At 35.6% G+C, this 20,442-nt stretch carries 16 protein-coding genes; 5 read left to right on the top strand and 11 right to left on the bottom strand.

The features are described 5' to 3' along the window. The first annotated feature begins 32 nt into the window (after positions 1 to 32). A complete protein-coding gene (locus BHE19_RS06670; RefSeq protein ID WP_017497691.1) occupies positions 33 to 1,325 on the top strand; it encodes an aminopeptidase P family protein in 1,293 nt (430 codons plus the stop codon). Between the two features lie 55 nt (positions 1,326 to 1,380). On the opposite strand, the gene BHE19_RS06665 is transcribed toward BHE19_RS06670, so the two are convergent. Both BHE19_RS06665 and BHE19_RS06660 read right to left on the bottom strand, forming a co-directional pair. Beyond that, positions 1,381 to 1,902 (bottom strand): ferritin, encoded by a 522-nt coding sequence (locus BHE19_RS06665; protein ID WP_017497690.1) that lies wholly within the window; start codon positions 1,900 to 1,902, stop codon positions 1,381 to 1,383. An 89-nt stretch (positions 1,903 to 1,991) separates the two neighbouring features. Beyond that, complete coding sequence (locus BHE19_RS06660; RefSeq protein WP_070906425.1) at positions 1,992 to 2,348, bottom strand: hypothetical protein; 357 nt, start codon at positions 2,346 to 2,348, stop codon at positions 1,992 to 1,994. A gap of 180 nt (positions 2,349 to 2,528) precedes the next feature. Here BHE19_RS06660 and BHE19_RS06655 point away from each other — a divergent pair, with 180 nt between their 5' ends. Both BHE19_RS06655 and BHE19_RS06650 read left to right on the top strand, forming a co-directional pair. Then, a complete protein-coding gene (locus BHE19_RS06655) occupies positions 2,529 to 3,332 on the top strand; it encodes a TIGR00266 family protein (protein WP_017497688.1) in 804 nt (267 codons plus the stop codon). A 167-nt stretch (positions 3,333 to 3,499) separates the two neighbouring features. Then, complete coding sequence (locus BHE19_RS06650) at positions 3,500 to 4,276, top strand: alpha/beta fold hydrolase (RefSeq protein WP_070906424.1); 777 nt, start codon at positions 3,500 to 3,502, stop codon at positions 4,274 to 4,276. 364 nt (positions 4,277 to 4,640) lie between these two features. Here the strand turns inward: BHE19_RS06650 and BHE19_RS06645 are convergent, their stop codons facing one another. The 6 genes from BHE19_RS06645 to BHE19_RS06620 form a co-directional block, all read right to left on the bottom strand. Beyond that, positions 4,641 to 7,406 carry a PD-(D/E)XK nuclease family protein gene (locus BHE19_RS06645; RefSeq protein WP_070906423.1) on the bottom strand — a complete coding sequence of 922 codons (2,766 nt, stop codon included), beginning with the start codon at positions 7,404 to 7,406 and terminating at the stop codon, positions 4,641 to 4,643. A gap of 63 nt (positions 7,407 to 7,469) precedes the next feature. Next, positions 7,470 to 8,921 carry an OmpA family protein gene (locus tag BHE19_RS06640; protein ID WP_070906422.1) on the bottom strand — a complete coding sequence of 484 codons (1,452 nt, stop codon included), beginning with the start codon at positions 8,919 to 8,921 and terminating at the stop codon, positions 7,470 to 7,472. 113 nt (positions 8,922 to 9,034) lie between these two features. Continuing rightward, positions 9,035 to 10,228 carry a glycine C-acetyltransferase gene (gene kbl / locus BHE19_RS06635; protein WP_017497683.1) on the bottom strand — a complete coding sequence of 398 codons (1,194 nt, stop codon included), beginning with the start codon at positions 10,226 to 10,228 and terminating at the stop codon, positions 9,035 to 9,037. A gap of 80 nt (positions 10,229 to 10,308) precedes the next feature. Beyond that, the gene (locus tag BHE19_RS06630) at positions 10,309 to 13,467 is read right to left on the bottom strand and encodes a UvrD-helicase domain-containing protein (protein ID WP_070906421.1); all 3,159 of its coding nucleotides are present in this window, start codon (positions 13,465 to 13,467) and stop codon (positions 10,309 to 10,311) included. Positions 13,468 to 13,620: 153 nt separating this feature from the next. Continuing rightward, positions 13,621 to 14,220, bottom strand: a complete 600-nt coding sequence (locus BHE19_RS06625; protein ID WP_070906420.1) for a lipoprotein signal peptidase — start codon at positions 14,218 to 14,220, stop codon at positions 13,621 to 13,623. A 124-nt stretch (positions 14,221 to 14,344) separates the two neighbouring features. Then, complete coding sequence (locus BHE19_RS06620) at positions 14,345 to 14,560, bottom strand: hypothetical protein (protein WP_017497680.1); 216 nt, start codon at positions 14,558 to 14,560, stop codon at positions 14,345 to 14,347. Positions 14,561 to 14,739: 179 nt separating this feature from the next. Here BHE19_RS06620 and BHE19_RS06615 point away from each other — a divergent pair, with 179 nt between their 5' ends. Beyond that, positions 14,740 to 15,096 carry a roadblock/LC7 domain-containing protein gene (locus tag BHE19_RS06615; RefSeq protein ID WP_017497679.1) on the top strand — a complete coding sequence of 119 codons (357 nt, stop codon included), beginning with the start codon at positions 14,740 to 14,742 and terminating at the stop codon, positions 15,094 to 15,096. A gap of 32 nt (positions 15,097 to 15,128) precedes the next feature. Then, positions 15,129 to 15,509 carry a hypothetical protein gene (locus BHE19_RS06610; RefSeq protein WP_017497678.1) on the top strand — a complete coding sequence of 127 codons (381 nt, stop codon included), beginning with the start codon at positions 15,129 to 15,131 and terminating at the stop codon, positions 15,507 to 15,509. A 258-nt stretch (positions 15,510 to 15,767) separates the two neighbouring features. On the opposite strand, the gene BHE19_RS06605 is transcribed toward BHE19_RS06610, so the two are convergent. The 3 genes from BHE19_RS06605 to recO form a co-directional block, all read right to left on the bottom strand. Continuing rightward, complete coding sequence (locus BHE19_RS06605) at positions 15,768 to 16,148, bottom strand: TraR/DksA family transcriptional regulator (protein ID WP_017497677.1); 381 nt, start codon at positions 16,146 to 16,148, stop codon at positions 15,768 to 15,770. Positions 16,149 to 16,154: 6 nt separating this feature from the next. Beyond that, a complete protein-coding gene (gene ileS / locus BHE19_RS06600) occupies positions 16,155 to 19,556 on the bottom strand; it encodes an isoleucine--tRNA ligase (RefSeq protein WP_070906419.1) in 3,402 nt (1,133 codons plus the stop codon). Positions 19,557 to 19,686: 130 nt separating this feature from the next. Next, the gene (recO, locus tag BHE19_RS06595; protein WP_070906418.1) at positions 19,687 to 20,400 is read right to left on the bottom strand and encodes a DNA repair protein RecO; all 714 of its coding nucleotides are present in this window, start codon (positions 20,398 to 20,400) and stop codon (positions 19,687 to 19,689) included. Between the last annotated feature and the right edge of the window lie 42 nt (positions 20,401 to 20,442).

Genomic DNA, 20,442 nt, shown 5'->3' with positions numbered 1-20,442 from the left:
TTTGAAATTCGAAGTTCAAAAACCGAATTATTATGAAATATCACCAAATAAACAGCGCTCTTTTTGTAAAAAACCGCAAAAAATTCACGGCAGAAATGAAACCTAACTCAGTTGCCGTTTTTAATTCTAATGACATTTACCCGGTTAGTGCCGACAGTACTTTACCGTTTGCACAACACCGAGATATTTTTTATCTGAGTGGTGTAGATCAGGAAGAAAGTATTCTACTTTTGTTTCCGGATGCACCTTACGAGCATCAAAAAGAAATTCTTTTCCTGAAAGAAACCAGCGAACACATTGCGATCTGGGAAGGTGAAAAACTGACTAAAGAACGTGCTTTTCAGGTTTCAGGAATCAGAACGGTGTATTGGTTACAGGATTTTCATAAGATTTTGAACGAAATGATGACGTATGCCGATACGATGTACATCAACACCAACGAACATTACCGCGCTACAGTGGAGACAGAAACCCGTGAAGCCCGATTTGTAAAATGGTGGAAAGAGCGTTATCCTGCACACAATGTAGCCAAAAGCAACCCGATTTTACAACGTCTTCGTTCTGTAAAAGAAAGCGAAGAGCTTGATTTGATTCAACAAGCCTGTGACATTACCGAAAAAGGTTTCCGCAGATTACTTTCGTTTGTAAAACCAAATGTTACCGAATATGAAATCGAAGCGGAGTTGATTCACGAATTTATTCGCAACCGCTCTAAAGGCTTTGCTTATACTCCAATTATTGCTTCGGGAAACAATGCGAATGTTTTGCATTACATCGAAAACAACCAGCAATGTAAAGAAGGGGATTTAATTTTACTGGATGTTGCTGCCGAATACGCCAACTACTCGAGTGATTTATCTAGAACTATTCCGGTTTCGGGAAGATATAACGAAAGACAAAAAGCTGTTTACAATGCTGTTTTAAGAGTAAAAAACGAAGCTACAAAAATGTTGACTCCGGGAACACTTTGGAAACAATACCATGTAGAAGTAGGAAAAGTGATGACCTCTGAATTATTAGGTTTAGGTTTGATCGACAAAGCCGATGTTCAGAACGAAAATCCGGAATGGCCGGCTTACAAAAAATATTTCATGCACGGAACGTCCCACCATATGGGACTGGACACCCACGACTACGGATTGCTTCACGAACCAATGAAGGCCAATATGGTTTTTACGGTTGAACCGGGAATTTACATTCCGGCAGAAGGTTTCGGAATTCGTTTAGAAGACAACGTAGTAATTCAGGAAAAAGGAGAACCTTTTAACCTGATGCGCAACATTCCTATTGAAGCTGACGAGATTGAAAGCTTGATGAATGAATAAATAGAAAAAAGCCCTTAATAAATTTATTAAGGGCTTTTTCAATTTTATATATCAGTTACTCTCCGATTTTTGCGATTTGCACATCCAACTGGAATTTACCGGCAGCTTCGCTTTCATCAATCAAATCAAAAAGCTCTAAAGCTCTTCTTGCGTTTTTCTCTTCTTCTCTCTGCTCAGCAACATACCACATCATAAAATCTTCTGTAGCATAGTCATTCTCAGCTCTACATTTTGCAATTACTTTATTCACTGCTTGTGTAACTGCAATTTCATTCTGCAAAGCAATTTCAAATACTTCTCTCAAAGAAGCAAACTCTTGTTGTACTTCCGGAACAGACGGCGTAACGGCAATCCCTCCCATATCTGTAATATATTTGAAAACTTTTAGGAAATGCTCTCTTTCTTCTTCGGCTTGCTTGTATAAGTAAGATGCTGTATTAGCATAACCGTTTCTATCTAACCATGCAGCCATAGCTAAATATTTGTTAGAAGCGTCACTTTCTAATTTTGCTTGTAAGTTTAATATATTTTCTACACTTTCAACTAATGAAGTACGTGTTCTTAATAAATCTTTCATATCCTCTAATTTTTATATGTGTAAAATTACAAAAATTAAAGGAGGCTCCTCCAACTGCTTGAAAATTTGGATTTGATCTAAGTAAGAATCTAAATAAGCTCTACGTTTACAATGTTACAAAGCATAGAATGTAAAGTGAGGGTAAATTTAGTTCCGTTTAATAAATCTCTTAACTGCACTATTTCACAGATAGTAAGATTTCTGGAAAAATTTCTTTTGGTGGTTTCAATCAATTGTGCGTCTGACCGGTCAGATAAGTCATAAAGCATATTAAGAATGTCAACGCTATTGACCTTTCTTTGAAAAATCAAAAAATCATGAATTTTGTAACTTGACACTGTATCAACAAAATTGATAATTACACTATTAGTCAAATCACATTGATAACTATATCCTTTTTCGGTTTCAAATAATACTTTGGTGGTCAAATCACTAACTAACGCCATTCTGATAAAATATAATAACGTTGCAAAAATATAAAATTCAAAGCAATAAAAAACATAATTAAGACTAATTTAAAATAACAAAATCTTTTAATGTTCTTAAAAACAACGGTAACTCACTAAAGAGTGTAACATTCTACGGCATTATTAGTCTAATTTTAAAAACAAATAAATTAAGAAATTATGCAAGCACACGAAATAGATTATCAGATTTTTGGTGAAGAAATGCAATATGTTGAAATAGAACTGGACCCGCAGGAAATTGTAATTGCCGAAGCCGGCAGTTTCATGATGATGGAAAACAATATCCAGATGGAAACGATATTTGGAGACGGTTCTCAACAACAAGGCTCAGGTTTGTTTGGCAAACTTTTAAACGCAGGTAAAAGAGTTCTTACCGGCGAAAGTTTATTTATGACAGCATTTTTAAACCAAGGCAATAGCAAAAGTAAAGTTTCATTTGCGTCGCCATATCCCGGAAAAATTCTTCCGATTGATTTAACAGAATTTCAAGGCAAATTTATCTGCCAAAAAAGCTCGTTTTTATGCGCTGCTAAAGGTGTTTCTGTCGGAATAGAATTTTCTCAGAAACTTGGACGTGGTTTATTTGGCGGTGAAGGCTTTATTATGCAGAAAATCGAAGGAGACGGAATGGCATTTGTACATTCGGGCGGAACAATGGCTAAAAAAGTATTAGGGCCAGGCGAAGTTCTAAAAGTAGATACCGGATGCATCATAGGTTTTACCAAAGATGTAGATTATGATATTGAATTTATTGGCGGAATTAAGAATTCTATTTTTGGCGGCGAAGGATTATTTTATGCCACTTTAAAAGGTCCCGGAACGGTTTACATACAATCGTTGCCTTTCTCGAGACTGGCTGACCGCATTATTGCATCTGCACCAAAATCTGGCGGAAACAGCCGCGACGAAGGCAGCCTTCTTGGCGGATTAGGAAATCTTTTAGATGGTGATAACCGATTTTAATTTGTAATGGCTTTCAGAAATGGAAGCCATTTTTAATTCGTTCACAAACCGTATTTTGCTATAAATAAATTTATTCCCGTTTTAAAGATTTCCCAATTAAATCAAGACATCTCGATATTTTACTTCAGCTTTCTTAACTTTGTGCCTGACAACAAAAAAAGTTCATTTTGAAAACGCTTTTATACAAAAATACCAAAATATCATACTCAGATTCGGGAACCGGAAATGCAATTGTATTCCTTCATGGCTTTCTGGAAAACAAAAAAATGTGGAAAGACTATGTTGATTTTTTCTCCGAAAAATATCGTGTCATTACAATCGACTTATTAGGACACGGCGAATCGGATTCTTTGGGATACGTGCATACGATGGAAGACAATGCCAATGCCGTTCAGGAAGTTCTGAACCATTTAAAAATTGAAAAAACTACTGTTGTCGGACATTCGATGGGCGGTTATGTTGGTTTGGCTTTCGCCGAATTGTTTCCAAAAAACATTCAGAAACTGGTTTTACTCAACTCTACTTCAAAGGAGGATAGTCCGGAGAGAAAACTTAACCGAACACGAGCTATCAAAGCAGTCAAACAAAATTACGTAACCTTTGTGAGCCTGGCAATTGGCAATTTGTTTAGTGAGAACAACCGAATCCGATTAACCGAAGAAATTGAAAAAGTAAAAACACAGGCACTCCTAACACCTTTACAAGGAATTATAGCTTCACTCGAAGGAATGAAAGTCAGAAAAGACAGGGAAGCACTTTTACAACAAAACCTTTTTCCCGTTTTATTAATTTTAGGAAAAAAAGATCCTGTTCTGGATTACGAAGACTCCCGCACTCAGATAGATGATACTACAGCAGCACTCATTTCTTTCGAAGACGGACATATGAGTCATATTGAAAACAAAGAGGAATTAAAAACCGTTTTATCTCAATTTTTCTCTTAGATCACGGCCTTCAGCATAAAAAAAGACCGTTCCGAAAAATTATCGAAACAGCCTTTTCTTCTTTTTGTTGGGGGCAAAAATTTATACTTTTTTAAAAATTTCTTTTTAAAAATTTCGGCAAAGTTATTCCTTTTATACACTAATCCTAAGCCCCTGAATCACTTTTATTTATAGTTTATGCTTTGATTGTTTAAAGAGTGAAATTTGTAGATAAATTCATCAAAAAGAAACATACTCCATAAAAATCATAACATTTTACTTCATAAAATTCATTTAAAAAAAGTCCATTTTTGATGTAATTCCAGAAATGAGATCGCTTTTTTCATCAGGAAACCATAAAAACTAATATTCTAAATAAAGTCGATTAATCCATTTTCTCTTCAAAAGGAATTGTCGGGTCAAAAATCTCTTTTAACAGTAATACAATTTCCTCTAAATAATTACTCAAAATTTCTCTGGAAACTGTCGTAGTAATCTCTTTATCTTCTTTGAATGTGAAAGGCAAAAAACCTGATTTAAGATTTTTAAAAGAAATTATACCTGCTTCTATGGGAATTTCTTTCGCTTTGGTTTCAAACATAAAGGCATAAGCCAAAACCTGGATAATTTTATCATTTTTAAGCTCCTGAGTCAATCCATTCCATGATTTCAGGATGACATTTGTCTTTTCAACTTTTCCTGTCTTATAATCGATAATTCGGATTTTCCCGTTGCGTAATTCAATACGATCCACATTTCCTTTAATTAAAACAGGAAACGGCAAATCCGGATGATTTAATTCGCGTTCAAATGTTTCCTCCAAAGCTATGATTTGAACCGCATCTCCATTTTTAAGAGATTCTAATTCCATTTTCAAAAAATTAGAGACATTTCGTTTCGCTACTTCAAAGGCTAGAAGATTACGTCCTTTTTTTATCTCTCCTTCTTTATAGACCAATTTAAACTGATTTAGAACTTCGGCATCCAATAATTTGAAACAATTTTCGAGATCTGTTTCTGATATGAACTTACCTATAAAGGGCTCGTAAAGTGTTTTTAACGTTTCGTGAATGATAGTTCCGAGCGTATTCAGCGCGATATTCTCCTCAACCTCTTCCACTTCCCTAATTCGAAGTATTTTTTGAAAATAAAAGTCTATCGGATTTCGGATGTAACTCGTCAAAGCAGAAGGAGAAAAACCGGCAAGTGCGATTTCTTTTAAACGATCCATCACAGCATCAGATTTGGGAACCACCATAGGCTGATAAGCTGTTGTAGGTAAAACGGGATTATAGATATCAAACGTTAAGTTGTGCTTCTTTTGTTTCTCTACCTCCAATTGTGTGATGAAACGACTACGTTCACCGGCATCCAATCCATCATTTTCCGTATTATAAATCAAATAGATATTTTGGGCTCTTTGCAGTAAATGGTAAAAGTGATAGGTATAAATGGCATCTTTCTCTTTAAAAGTAGGCAATCCCAATTCGTTTTTAACATCATAGGGAATAAATGAATTCTGAGATTTTCCAGCCGGGAACTTTCCTTCATTCATAGATGTTACAATTACGGTATCAAAATCCAGCACACGACTTTCCAGAACCCCCATAATTTGCAGTCCGCGTAAAGGCTCTCCTTCAAACGAAACTTCAGCAACATCAATAATCTGTTTATAGATCGCATGCAAAGTGTCTATGTTGTCAATGTGATTGTGTTTTGTGTAATAATTGATCAGCTTATTAATTACTTTAAAAACGGCATAAACAAAAGCTTTGGCAATTTTTTCCTCCTCATTGTCATTGCTGAAATTTTCTTTTATCATAACCAAAAGTGCCGAAACATTTTCAAGAACAGCAATCGATCCATTCTCCCATTTTTGAAAAAGCAGATCAAACAATGGCGATGGATTCAAATGGAGTTCTAAAACCCGATTATGCGTAATAAAAGTGTAATTATTCTCCTTGATAATCCGAACCAAATTACTGGCATTGGCATAAGGTTCAACCAACGGATGTGTAAGAACATCAAGTATATCTTTATAATAAAAAACATAACTTTCTCCTTTACGTGAAAGCGCATTGGTATGCATTCTAAACAATTTCGCGATTAATATCTGCGATGGGTTGTTCTTTCCCGAATACCCCATTGTAATGTTCAGACTTCCAACCGAAGAAGGCAGGGAATACAAAACCGGCATCAGTAGATTCTCCTCACCCAGCACAATAGCCACTTTATCTAAAGCAGTAGTTGGGTTTTCTGTGATCATATTTTCGATAATACTACCCGCCAATTTTGCCTGACCAATTGTTTTAGGCGTCCCTATGATCTGAATGTTTTTAGACTGTGAAAAATCGTCTACAATCCATTCAAACGGATTGACTTTATAATGTTTCCAGCTTTCTTTAAAACGTCTCACAAAGAGTCCGGCATCATGATAAGGATCATTTAAGAAAGTCTGATCAACATCCCAATAAATTCTAGCCTGATCTAAAGCCAAAAGATGCTGTACAATTTTTTCTTCAGCAGCATTCAAAGCATTAAATCCTGCAAAAATGAAACTACGATTTGAAACGGTATTGGAAAAGTGATTGAGATTATTTACAGCTTCACGATAAATCAATCCCTGATATCCAATCGATTTGTTCAGTAAGTGATTGTATAGCGAATCATAATACAGTGGAAGAAGTTTCCAGAAATCAATATAATTCTCTAAAAGTTTGGTTTTGTTCTCGACTTCAATCCCCCATTTTTTGATATCTTCAATATCACTCAAATAGGACAAGACGTGGGAAGGATCTAACAGATAGCGATCGATTTCATTAAAATCCTGCAGAAGCGTTTTTGCCCAATTGGCAAATAATTCAAAAGACTGCTGATGTTGTTTCTCTGTTACAGAAAGATACACTTCATAGAACTCAAACAAAAGCTCAATTGAATCAACGGATCGGATCGAGGCTACGTCCTGTACAAAATCTTCAATACTAATAATTTCAGGCGAAAGTATCGTTTTCTTCGTCTCATTTTTCAGGGCCTCAATTAAAAAAACTTTTGCTCTTTTATTAGGCAGAATAATAGTTGTCTCAGCAAGTTTATCTGAATAGTCCTGAATTATAACCGTTGCTATTTTCCCGAGAAAAGAAGTATTTATCATGTGATAAAAATAAAAAAAGCCATTCAATTAAGAATGGCTTTTAGTATTTATTTAAACAGTAAATTAGATTTTACCTTGGTATTTAGAACCAATGTGTTTAATTTCTGTTCTTCTGTTTTGTGCTTTACCTGCAGCAGTTTTGTTGCTTGCAACTGGTTGAGAAGATCCGAATCCTTTAGACTCTAAGTTCTCAGCATTTACACCTCTTTCGATTAATGCATTTTTCACAGCGTCAGCTCTTTCTTGAGAAAGTTTGTCGTTGATTTTTGCAGAACCTGTACTATCTGTGTGTCCTTCGATAGAGAATTTCGCGTTTGGATAGTTTTTAAGGATTTCTTTAATAGCATCTAATCTAGCTGGAGTTTCTTTGTCACCAGTTTTGAAAGTAGCTTTTCCTGAGTTAAAGTAAACCGCTCTAGCTTGAACTTTAAGATCTTCTAAAGCTTCAGTAGTTACTTCAGGACAACCTCTGTTAGAAGCAGGACCAGCAACTGTAGGACAATCGTCATCTTTATCAGCTACACCGTCTTTGTCAGCGTCTAAGAAAGGACAACCACCATTTTCTCTTGGACCAGCAACTGTAGGACATTTGTCATCTTTGTCAGCGATACCATCACCGTCAGTATCAGGACAACCTTTTAAAGCAGCTAAACCAGCAACATCTGGACAAGCGTCATCTTTATCAGCAATTCCGTCTCCGTCAGTATCAGGACATCCGTTTAATGCAGCTAAACCAAATACATCTGGACAAGCGTCAGAAGCGTCAACAATTCCGTCTCCGTCAGTATCAGGACATCCGTTGAATTGTTTTAAACCAGCAACATCTGGACAAGCGTCATCTTTATCGTAGATTCCGTCTCCGTCAGTATCTTTACCTCCGAATTTGAAAACTAGACCTGCAGTGTGTTGGAAGTGAGATCTATCTGCAGTTTTAGCCTCGTTAGGAGACACAAGCCATTTGTATCTTGTACCAAGTTCAAGACCAATAGCATCAGTAAACCAGAAAGTAAGACCAGCACCTGGATTAACTGTTCCAAAACTACTATCTCCGAAGAAAGTATAACCTCCACCAACAGATAAAGAAGGGTCGATTACTTTAGATTTGATTAATTCCTGGAAGCTATATTTAATAGTAGCATCAATTCCGTAATACATCAAATCACCAGGATTAGTAACCACATTACCTCTACTATCATGCCCTGCAGCACCTGGAGCGAAAGTAACTAACTTATCAATCTTGTTTACAGATCCTTGTAAGCCAACAGAAAAACCGTCACCTACATATCTACTCACACCAATGTAAGATAGAGAAGGAAGGATATTCCAATTGTCTTTTACAGCGAATGGCTGAGAAAAATGTTGATCGAAGAAACCACTTCCTGACCCAGAACTTGTTCTAGTATCAACGGCATTAACTCCAAAAGAGATAGCCCATGGATTGTTGCTGTCTTGTGCGTGAGAACTTAAACCCATCACCATCATCACAGCAACTAAAAGTTTGTTAAGATGTTTCATACTTAATTTTTTTAATTACAATTTAGTTAATTACAAGCAAAAGTAACACCAAAATTTTTAAATACAAAATGAAATGTTAAAAAAAACCTACAAAAATTCGACCAAAGTGGGAATTATATAACTTTTAACATTTGTCCGACAACTGTAAAAGCGTCTATAGCCCTGTCTAAGTGCTCTTTTGTATGCGCAGCCGATAATTGCACTCTAATCCTCGCTTTTTCTTTAGGTACTACAGGGAAGAAGAATCCGATTACATAAATGCCTTGTTTCAATAATTCATTTGCCATAGTCTGCGATAATTTCGCATCATATAACATCACCGGAACGATTGCTGAATCTCCATCAATGATATCAAAACCGGCTTTTTTCATTCCTTCTTTAAAGTAATTTGTATTCCATTCTAATTTATCTCTCAACGTAGTGTCCTTTTCCAATAATTCAAACACCTTAATTGAAGCCCCAACGATAGCCGGCGCCAATGAGTTTGAGAATAAATACGGTCTTGAACGCTGACGCAACAATTCGATGATCTCTTTTTTAGCAGTCGTATAACCTCCCATTGCCCCACCTAAAGCTTTACCAAGGGTTCCGGTAATAATATCAACTCTTCCCATAACTCCTTTTGCTTCGAGAGTTCCTTTTCCGGTCGCTCCGATAAATCCTGCAGCATGACATTCATCCACCATCACCATAGCATCGTACTTATCTGCAAGGTCACAAATTTTATCAAGAGGCGCTACAAGGCCGTCCATTGAGAAAACTCCATCAGTAACAATTAATTTGAAACGCGCACCAGCTTCATTTGCTTTAATTAATTGCTGCTCTAAATCTTCCATATTACTGTTCTCATAACGGTAACGCGCTGCTTTACACAAACGAACTCCATCAATAATAGAAGCATGGTTCAGACTGTCTGAAATAATAGCATCATTTTCTCCTAACAAAGGTTCGAAAACACCACCATTGGCATCAAAGGCTGCTGCATAAAGAATAGTATCCTCTGTACCATAAAAATCTGCAATCTTTTTCTCTAAAGTTTTATGAATATCCTGTGTTCCGCAAATAAAACGTACTGACGACATCCCAAAACCATGTGAATCCATTGCGTCTTTTGCCGCTTGTACCACTTCAGGATGTGATGAAAGTCCTAAATAATTGTTGGCGCAAAAATTCAAAACTTTTTCTCCTGTGGAAATCGTTATCTCAGCATCTTGTGCCGAAGTTATAATGCGTTCTTTCTTGAAAATTCCGTTTTCTTCAATTGTTTGCAACTCATTTTGCAAATGTTCTTTTATTTTACCGTACATTTCTATTTATTTAAAACGTTAAAAATTAACAACTTAATACAAAAATATCTAGTCAAACCTTTAACATCTGATTAATTTTTTCACAAATTTACTACATCGATTTCTGATCCGATGTATACCAACGCTTTTTTTAACACTTTATACCCCAGATCCTCTATAGCTTCCTGATACTCCTGAATTTGCTTTGCATACTTCGAATTTATCACTCCTGTTTTATAATCTAACAAATAGGCCTCTTTGTTTGAAGTCAGAACAATACGATCGGGTTTTAAAATCCTTCCTTCTTTCTGAACAATTGTCTGTTCGTTCAAAATAATTGCATTCCCATCGAAACAAATACTTAATTCCGGATGATTCACAATTTCCTGAAGTGTCTTTGAAACCATCTCGACCTGATCATTTGTAATCAATCCGTTCTCAATTCCTTTTGTAATTGCCAAATCCACATCCGACTGATCCTTAACAAAAGCCAGAATTTCGTGCACTATATTACCATAAGCTATTGCTTCCTGCTGATGCGTTCCCCACATTAAAGCCTCTCGTTGTGCAATCTTAATGTTTTTCGGATCTAAAACTTCCGAAACAACAGGAATTGTCTTTACCAAATCAACTGATTTTACAGAACTCGAAAGCCTAATCTTACTGCCAAACTCATACTCTGATCGTTCAGTATCATAAACCCCTTTATGCATTAGATACCGAATAAAAAAAGAAGCCATATTATTAGGCAATTCACCATCTTTCCGTTCTTTCATTCCTTGCGATATCACATACAATTGCTCTTCAGCACGTGTCAAAGCTACATACAAAACATTTATATTATCCAGCAGTTCTTCTTGTTTCTTCAAATTAAAAACTGCCGAAGCACTCTCACCGAAACCTTCAACTGCGCTACTATTATCGATCAAAGCTTTTGGAACATCTAAATTAACATCCTCAGTGTCGAGCCATAATTTATCCTTTGGTTTTCGATTGTAGTCTTCTTCTGCAAATGGCATGATAACAACCGGAAATTCCAACCCTTTTGATTTATGTATCGTCATGATCCGAACAGCATTGTTTCCTTCAGGAGACGGAATACTAAACTTCTCCGCATTTTTATCCCAATAACTTAAAAAATCAGCTATACCTGCCTGATTTCTCATATCTCGTTCTAAAACGATATCTAAAAAGAACTGAACATATGCATTTCCTTCATCAGGAAGAATAAATTTTGCAATTATAATTTCAACTGCCTCATACAAGGATTTTTTACGAACATCTTCAAAAGAAAGCGAAACATCAAAAGTTAAAAGCCATTTTTCAAAATCACCCTCCTTTTTTTGAGACATCCCTAAGGCAATAAAATCATGAATCGGCATCTTAACTTCTTTATTGGATCCCAAAAAATGAAGAAAATTGGCTTTCGACTCTAAATCAGCACTATTGTTTAAATATTTCAGCAAATAAACAATCAAACGCACCTCTGTTGCATTTTGAATCATCAGGGTCTCGGATGATAAAAGTGGGATCTTTTGCTCCGTTAAATAGTTCGCAATAGCAATTCCCTGATCTCTTTTTCGGGTTAAGATTACAATGTCCTTGTATTCAAAACCTTCCCTAAGAACTTTTTGAATAGTATTTAAAGTCGCTAAGACATACAGATCCGATTTCTCGACCACTTCTTCTTCGTCTGCATAATCTGATTTCTCGATTACAGGAAGAAAAGAGATATTGACATACCCTCCCATTTTTGAATTTATGTTCTGAAAACTATGATTTTCATACAAATCTTTGTAATCTTCATTGGTAAACTCTGTCGAAATTAATTTAAAAAAATCGTTATTGAATTCGATTACCTCACTATAACTGCGGTAATTTGTATCTAAATGCTTAACCTCTTTTTTGTGGTTAAAAAAAGTATTTTCTTCTTTTCCTAATTCTATAAACTGTTCTGCTTTTCCCCCTCTCCATCGGTAAATAGATTGTTTCGGATCTCCCACTATCATCAGCGTCCCTTTATTCCCAAAATCGTCTTCTCCGGAAAGCGAATTATGAATCAGCGGAATCAAATTCTGCCACTGCATCTCGGAGGTATCCTGAAATTCATCGATAAAAAAATGGCGGTACTTCTCTCCCAAACGCTCATAAATAAAAGGTGCGGGCTGATTCTGAATTTCACGGTGAATAATGGCGTTGAATTCAGAAATCGACAGTACATTTTGCTCTGATTGAATTTTAGCCAATTCATTACTAACCGTATTCAACAGCGAAAGTGGCGTAATATTTTTCAAAAAGGCTTTATAGAAATCTCTTTTTTCGAAATTCTTATAGATTTTTACCAAAATCTGAAGCAGTTCAGGTATTATATTTTCAATTAACGCACGGTCTTTTGCTGTTTTATTGATTGCTATATCGTCAAATTCGTGAAAAGTTTTATTTCGCGGATTAAATTTCCCGTCGCGAATACTTTCTAAATGATTTGGAAAAGTTCCGCGAGAGAATGACTTCAAATCGATTCCGTTTTTTTCGATTAAAGCAAGTGCCTCAATCGCAAAATTTTCATTTTCAGACTCGAGTTCTTTACACAAAGCGAGCATTTTTTTCTTGATCTCAATAAACTCTTCGATAGATTTATCCTGAAAATGAGAGATTTCATTCCGATTATTTTCATTCAGAACCAACCTACCCGTTTCTAAGATTTCCCTGGAAACATCCCAACTTTTATCGTCGTCGGTTTTTTCCATCGTAAAATCAACCAGCAACTTAGTCAATGTTTCGTCCTGACCGGCTTGTGCAATTATAGCATCCACCGCCTCAACCAGTAAATTCTCTGTATCCAAAGTGACTTCAAAAGTCATTGGCAGATTAAGATCATGTGCAAAAGCGCGAATTACTTTATGTGTAAATTTATCAATGGTAGAAATATCAAAAGCAGCATAATTATGAATTAGGTGCTTGATAATATTTTGAGATTTTGTTTTAATCTTAATAACCGAAAATCCGGTATCCCGGGACAAATCCTCCATCAAATCGATTGCTTTTGCAGAAGGCTCTTCTTTTGCAAACTCAGACAAACTCCCAACAATACGGCTTTTCATTTCATGAACCGCTTTATTAGTGAATGTAATTGCCAGAATGTTGCGATAAGCATCGTTCCTTGGAGAAGAGAGAATAATTTTAAGATACTCTTTTACCAAAGTATAGGTCTTTCCAGAGCCTGCAGATGCATCATAGATAGAGAAAGACGGACTTTGCATGAGTTTGGTTTTTCGTAGGGTAAAAATAACACATTAATTTTAAACAGAGTCTAAATCCCAATAATGTAAAATTCCAAATTCCAATATCTGATGCATTTAACACATACAGCTATTGGAACTTGGAATTTGAATATTTTAAATTTTCTATAAAAATTATGCTGTTTTAGGAAATGCTCTTTTATTAAAAACCAGTAATATACCTACTCCTGTAGAAATTGCTACATCGGCAACATTAAAGATCGCATTAAAGAAAGAAACCTCTTCACCCCCCCATAAAGGAAACCAGGCAGGCAAAGTACCTCTCCAGATCGGAAAGTAAAACATGTCTACAACCAAACCATGAAACCAAGTTCCATAAGGTTCAGGCGAGAAAAGTGTAGCCAAATTACCATGACTCGCATCAAAAATAACTCCGTAGAACACTGAATCGATTATATTTCCTGCAGCTCCGGCAAAAATCAAAGCAATGGCAACAATTAAATAATTAGAATAACGCTTCTTAACCGAATCGGCTAACCAGTATCCAATTCCAAATACAGCAAAGATTCTGAAAACGGTCAAGATCAATTTACCATATTCTCCGGGAATTTTAGTTCCCCACGCCATTCCTTCATTCTCAATAAAATGAATTCTAAACCAGTCAAAAACTACCACTTCATCTCCCAGAGCAAAGTTTGTTTTTACATAGATTTTTGAAAGCTGATCAACAATTAAAACTAAGAATATAAGCAAATACGCTTTTCGTAATGACATTTTATTAAATTTTGATGCGGCAAAAATAACAATTTAATCAAAAAAAACGCTCCCAATGGAGCGTTAATTGTTTTTGAGGACAAACGAGCAGGTATTACATCAATTCATCACCCATATGGAGAATCTATTTTCTAACATTTGACTGCGCTGACTTTTTAGGAGGATCAGCGAAGAATTCTGAAATCGACTTAAAGAGCCCCTTTCCTTCTTTTCCTGCTGCTGCATTTTTAGCCTCAGCTTTTTTGACCTGCGTCTTTAACTGAATACGAATCTTTTCAAATTCTTTCATTCTGTGCTCCACATCAGAGCTTACCTCTTTAAATTTCAACACTTTAGCCATTTTACAAGATTTTAATGTTAAATAAATAAAATTATTCATGATTTGGTATTACAATGATACATAATTTAATTTATATTTGTTAACAAAAATTAACACTTGTTTAGATTAAAAGATCATATTTACCCTTTATACGGTATTAAAACGAAAAGAATTTAACAACTTTCTTAAATCCTACAAATATGAATGAAATCACAACTACTCTAAACGATTTTCTGCTTCATACCAAATCTTCCGCAGCATTAATTATCAATGGAAAAGGAAAACTAATCACATCACTTCACTTAGACTATGCAGACAGTATTGCCGCAATGAGCTCTGCCATAGTATCGATGAGCGACAAATTATTATTAGATCTTGAAAAAGGTTCCTTAAAACAACTCTTTTTAAAAACCGCCGAAGGAGTTATTATCGGAAACAAAATAAGCGGCACAAATTTCATTATTACATTTTCAAAAGACGGAAGCAATCTGGGTTTATTATTACGATCGACCGAGGAAACTGCTGCTGAGTTAAGCAAAAATTCACTGTTAAAATAACATATTTCTATTAACACCAAACCCCGAAAACTATGAGTAATGACTTTTTAAACGTTTTTTTGAATGAAATGAAAACTAACGTAAACGGCTTTATTGCAGTAGCTGTAACAGAAATCGAATCAGGATTAAGCTTTGGAAACCTAACAACAGACCCGGCATTTGATCCTGAACTTGCAGCAGCTTACAACCTGGAAGTGGTTAAAGCAAAATTAAGCGCAGTAAAAGCTTTAAATTTAAACCAGGAGATCGAAGACATTTTGATTACACTTTCGAATCAAATTCACATCATCGACATTTCTCCCAACAAAAAATTCATGATCTATCTTGCCGCTGACTCTACTAAAGCAAATTTAGGAATGACAAGAGCTGTTTTAAGAAAACACAAATTAGAACTGGAAAAAAATCTGGCTTAATTACAAGCCTTCTTTTTTAATTAGAACTGCCTTCCAAACTGGCAGTTCTAATTATTTTTACTTGTTTTAATCCCAAAAACTATCGCCTAAAAAATTCCTACAAAAAGCAACCACTATTTTTTTACTACATTTAGTCCTTTTGTAATTGAATTCTTTATTTAGTATTCCGTTACTTCTTAAACAAAACCATTTAAACATTAAACAAAAAAAACGCCCCTGGTAAGGAGCGTCTATTTTATGGAGTATTAAAATTGAAAATTATCTCTGTAAGTTTTTAGCTTCGATACTCATTGTAGCATGAGGAACGATTTTAAGCCTTTCTTTGCTGATTAATTTACCTGTTACTTTACAAATACCATAAGTTTTATTTTCAACACGGAACAATGCGTTTTTTAGATCGCGTATAAACTTTTCCTGTCTGATCGCCAACTGTGAGTTTGCTTCTTTAGACATTGTTTCGCTTCCTTCTTCAAATGCTTTAAAAGTTGGAGAAGTATCATCTGTTCCATTATTCAAATCGTTCATATAAGCACTCTTTATTAAATCCAGATCAGCTTGTGCTTTTTGTATTTTGCTTTGAATTATTTCTTTGAACTCTGCTAAATCAGCATCAGAGTATCTTGTAATTTCATCTATCATCTTATATTATTTTGAAATTAATATCATTGTTTTAATGTCATCAAATTCAATTTCTGTGCCGTTTTCCAAAGCGTCAACAAAAACCAAATCATCAGTCAATGTCTCAGACTTAATATAGTCTTCATTTTTTAGAATTGCCTCTTCTAAAAGGCCACTTCTTTTTATTTGAACTTTAATTTTATCGGTAACTTCAAATCCTGAATCTTTACGAATATTTTGAATTCTGTTTACCAATTCTCTCGCGATTCCTTCGTTTTTCAATTCTTCTGAAATTGTGATATCAAGTGCAACCGTAATTCCATTTGAATTTGCAACCAGCCAACCTTCAATATCCTGAGATGTTATTTCGACATCTTCTAAGGATAAAGTTACGGTATTTCCTGCAATTACAATATCCAATGCTCCCTGCTTGTCCAATTGATTGATTTGATCTGCCGAAAAAGACTGTATCTCTTTGGAAATCAATCCCATATCCTTGCCGAAACGTGGCCCAAGAGCTTTAAAATTAGGTTTAATCTGTTTCACCAAAATACCTGAATCGTCGTCTAAAAGCACAATTTCTTTAACGTTAACTTCTGCTTTTACAAGTTCAGAAATCGCTTCAATTTCGGCCCTCTGATTCTCGTCAAGTACCGGAATCATTACCTTTTGCAAAGGCTGACGTACTTTAATCATTTCCTTTTTACGCAGTGACAAAACCAAAGACGATATAGTTTGCGCCTTCTGCATTTTGCTTTCTAACGTTTTATTAACAAAGTTTTCGACAAATTTCGGGAACTCTGCCAAGTGAACACTGGCAAATTGCTCTGTTTGCGTCGAACCTGTTAAATCGCGGTATAATTTATCCATAAAAAAAGGAGCGATCGGAGCACTTAACTTACTTATCGTTAATAAACAAGTGTAAAGCGTTTGATAGGCTGCGATTTTATCATGAGCGTATTCTCCTTTCCAGAAACGACGACGACACAAACGAACGTACCAGTTACTTAAGTTTTCCTGAACGAAGTCAGAAATAGCCCTTGCTGCTTTCGTAGGCTCATAATCTTCATAACATTCGTCAACAAATTTTATCAAAGTATGTAATTCCGACATGATCCACTGATCGATTTCCGGTCTTTCGTTTAACGGAATTTCAGCTTCTGCATATTTAAACCCATCAATATTGGCATATAACGAGAAGAATGAATATGTATTATACAGGGTTCCGAAGAACTTTCGGCGAACCTCAGCAATTCCTTCAATATCAAACTTTAAGTTATCCCATGGATTTGCGTTAGAGATCATGTACCAACGTGTGGCATCAGGACCGTACTCCTTAATTGTTTCAAAAGGATCTGTTGCATTTCCTAAACGTTTCGACATTTTTTGTCCGTTTTTATCCAGAACTAAACCATTCGAAACGACATTTTTGTACGCAATTTTATCGAAAACCAAAGTCCCGATTGCATGCAGTGTATAAAACCATCCACGAGTTTGATCGACACCTTCTGCGATGAAATTCGCAGGGAAATCTTTATTCTCATCGATTTTATCTTTATTCTCAAAAGGGTAATGCCATTGTGCATAAGGCATCGCTCCCGAATCAAACCAAACGTCAATCAAATCGCTTTCACGTTTCATTGGCTGGCCTGAAGCTGAAACCAAAGTAATTCCGTCGACTACATTTTTATGCAGGTCAACTAAATCATAGTTTGATTCAGACATATTTCCGATTTCGAAACCTTTGAATGGGTTTTCTTTTTGAAAGCCTGCTTCGATAGATTTTTCGATCGCATTATACAATTCTTCAACAGAACCAATAAGAACTTCTTCTTTCTTGTCTTCTGTTCTCCAAATTGGCAATGGAATCCCCCAATATCTAGAACGAGATAAGTTCCAGTCGTTAGCATTTTTCAGCCAGTTTCCAAAACGTCCTTCACCAGTAGACTTAGGCTTCCAATTGATAGTTTCGTTCAGGTCGAACATTCTATCTTTGACATCGGTTACTTTAATAAACCATGAGTCTAGCGGATAATATAATAACGGCTCATCAGTTCTCCAACTGTGTGGATAACTATGTACGTATTTTTCAACCTTAAAGGCTTTATTTTCTTCTTTTAATCGAATAGCAATTTCAACATCTACAGAACGCTCTGGCGCCTGACCTGCATCATAATATTCGTTTTTCACATATTTCCCTGCCAAATCACCTACATGAGCAGTAAATTTTCCTTGTAAATCTACTAAAGGAACCGCTGTACCATTCTCATCTAAAACCAGCATTGGTGGCACTTCCGGTTTTGCTTCTTTTGCTACTTTAGCATCATCAGCTCCAAAAGTAGGTGCCGTATGCACTACTCCTGTTCCATCTTCTGTGGTCACAAAATCTCCTGTGATTACTCTGAACGCATTTTCAGGATTCTGATAAGGCAACACATATGGCAATAATTGCTCATAACGAATTTCTGCTAAATCAGCTCCTTTTGCTTCTGCTACAATTTTATACGGAAGCTGTTTGTCGCCGTTTTTCACTTTATCAAAATCAGCATCGTCTTCACTGGCAAAAAATCCTTTTCCGAATTGTTTTCCTACCAGGTTTTTTGCTAAAATCACATTGATTGGCTCAAAAGTATACTGATTGAACGTTTTTACTAAAACATAATCGATTTTTGGTCCAACTGTCAAAGCGGTATTCGATGGTAATGTCCATGGAGTAGTCGTCCAGGCCAGAATGTGAATATCTCCAAAACCTTTCAAAAATGCAGGTAATGTTTCCGGTAACGTTTTAAATTGTGCTACGATTGTAGTATCCGTAACATCACGATACGCTCCGGGCTGATTTACTTCGTGAGAAGACAATCCTGTTCCTGCTTTAGGTGAGTAAGGCTGAATGGTGTATCCTTTATACAACAAACCTTTGTCGTAGATTTGCTTCAAAAGCCACCAAACCGATTCCATATATTTTGGCTTATAGGTCACATACGGATCTTCCATATCTACCCAATATCCCATTTTTTCGGTCAAATCATTCCATACATCGGTATAACGCATAACGGTTTTTTTACACGCTTCGTTATATTCTTCAATAGAAATAGTTTTACCAATATCTTCTTTTGTAATTCCAAGTTCTTTTTCGGTACCTAATTCTACAGGCAATCCGTGAGTATCCCAACCGGCTTTTCTTTTTACCTGAAAACCTTTTTGAGTTTTGTAACGACAGAAAATATCTTTAATTGCGCGAGCCATCACGTGGTGAATTCCCGGCAATCCGTTTGCTGAAGGCGGACCTTCAAAAAACACATAAGGCTCAGCACCTTCACGGGTACTTACACTCTTTTCAAATATATTTTCTTTCTTCCAAAAATCAAGTACTTCTGACGCTACTGTTGGCAAGTCAAGTCCTTTGTATTCAGTAAATTTTGTGCTCATTTTATACTTTTCTTAAACGAGGTGCGAAAGTAAGGAATTTTGAGGAATATAGATAAAAGATGTTTAAAAAAAGCGCCCGGATAGAAAATTTCTAATAGATCTCGTAAAAAAGATTGCCGATTTTAAAAAATTAAGAAAAAATCTCCTTTAAAACCTCTAAAGATTTTGGTTTTTTAAATCCTTCCAAATGAAAACCGTAGTAATCAATAAGGATTTTCAGTAAAATTTGCCTTTCCGCTACATGAAAAACCTTCTGATCGTTTTCGAATTTAAGATCAATTAATTTCTTAAAAAGATTTGTTTCATGTTCTGTCAAAGTATTCGCCCCATGAAACAAAGTAAAAACGCCGTCAATCATTTCAAAATAAGAAAATTCGACTTCTGAAACATCAGGATAAAAACCAAAATACTTTGTAGCTTCCAAAAGCAGAATCAAATGAAAATTCGAAATTTCATCATGGTGGTCGAGCCAACTCAGTGCTGTCTCTAAAAACACAAAAAAGGCTTCATTTTTTTCTTCTTCCTGAATGGAATAATGAAGCATTTCAGACAAAAACATAACCATCGTACTTTTTACAAGATCGGTATGAATACTTTGAAAAGGCACTGCTGTTTTAATCTCTTTAAAAGTTTCTAAAGTCCCTTTATTCTTATGCATCGCCTCAATTTCCAGAACGGACAATGGCTGAAAATAAGCAATTTTCTGACTTGCTTTCCGACTCGAAAAGGCATCACGTACAAAATAAGATTTCAGTCCGTGTGAAAGTGTAAAGCACTTTACGATCAGACTTTTCTCCTGAAATTTTAACGATGAGATTACTATTGCTTTGGTTTTGACTAGCAAGATTAAATTTTTAGATTATTGGACTTCTTAGATGTTAGATTT

The organism is Flavobacterium tructae, assembly GCF_001853485.1.
In the GTDB taxonomy this organism is placed as follows: Bacteria; Bacteroidota; Bacteroidia; order Flavobacteriales; family Flavobacteriaceae; genus Flavobacterium; species Flavobacterium tructae.
This window is presented reverse-complemented; position numbering and strand designations above follow the sequence as displayed.

Excerpts from the sequence above, each read along its gene's own strand:
- BHE19_RS06630 (WP_070906421.1), bottom strand. The coding sequence starts at position 13,467 with ATGCAAAGTCCGTCTTTCTCTATCTATGATGCATCTGCAGGCTCTGGA.
- kbl (WP_017497683.1), bottom strand. The coding sequence starts at position 10,228 with ATGTACGGTAAAATAAAAGAACATTTGCAAAATGAGTTGCAAACAATT.
- BHE19_RS06610 (WP_017497678.1), top strand. The coding sequence starts at position 15,129 with ATGAGTAATGACTTTTTAAACGTTTTTTTGAATGAAATGAAAACTAAC.
- BHE19_RS06615 (WP_017497679.1), top strand. The coding sequence starts at position 14,740 with ATGAATGAAATCACAACTACTCTAAACGATTTTCTGCTTCATACCAAA.
- BHE19_RS06655 (WP_017497688.1), top strand. The coding sequence starts at position 2,529 with ATGCAAGCACACGAAATAGATTATCAGATTTTTGGTGAAGAAATGCAA.
- BHE19_RS06620 (WP_017497680.1), bottom strand. The coding sequence starts at position 14,560 with ATGGCTAAAGTGTTGAAATTTAAAGAGGTAAGCTCTGATGTGGAGCAC.
- ileS (WP_070906419.1), bottom strand. The coding sequence starts at position 19,556 with ATGAGCACAAAATTTACTGAATACAAAGGACTTGACTTGCCAACAGTA.
- BHE19_RS06605 (WP_017497677.1), bottom strand. The coding sequence starts at position 16,148 with ATGATAGATGAAATTACAAGATACTCTGATGCTGATTTAGCAGAGTTC.
- BHE19_RS06660 (WP_070906425.1), bottom strand. The coding sequence starts at position 2,348 with ATGGCGTTAGTTAGTGATTTGACCACCAAAGTATTATTTGAAACCGAA.
- BHE19_RS06645 (WP_070906423.1), bottom strand. The coding sequence starts at position 7,406 with ATGATAAATACTTCTTTTCTCGGGAAAATAGCAACGGTTATAATTCAG.
- BHE19_RS06625 (WP_070906420.1), bottom strand. The coding sequence starts at position 14,220 with ATGTCATTACGAAAAGCGTATTTGCTTATATTCTTAGTTTTAATTGTT.
- BHE19_RS06670 (WP_017497691.1), top strand. The coding sequence starts at position 33 with ATGAAATATCACCAAATAAACAGCGCTCTTTTTGTAAAAAACCGCAAA.
- BHE19_RS06665 (WP_017497690.1), bottom strand. The coding sequence starts at position 1,902 with ATGAAAGATTTATTAAGAACACGTACTTCATTAGTTGAAAGTGTAGAA.
- BHE19_RS06640 (WP_070906422.1), bottom strand. The coding sequence starts at position 8,921 with ATGAAACATCTTAACAAACTTTTAGTTGCTGTGATGATGGTGATGGGT.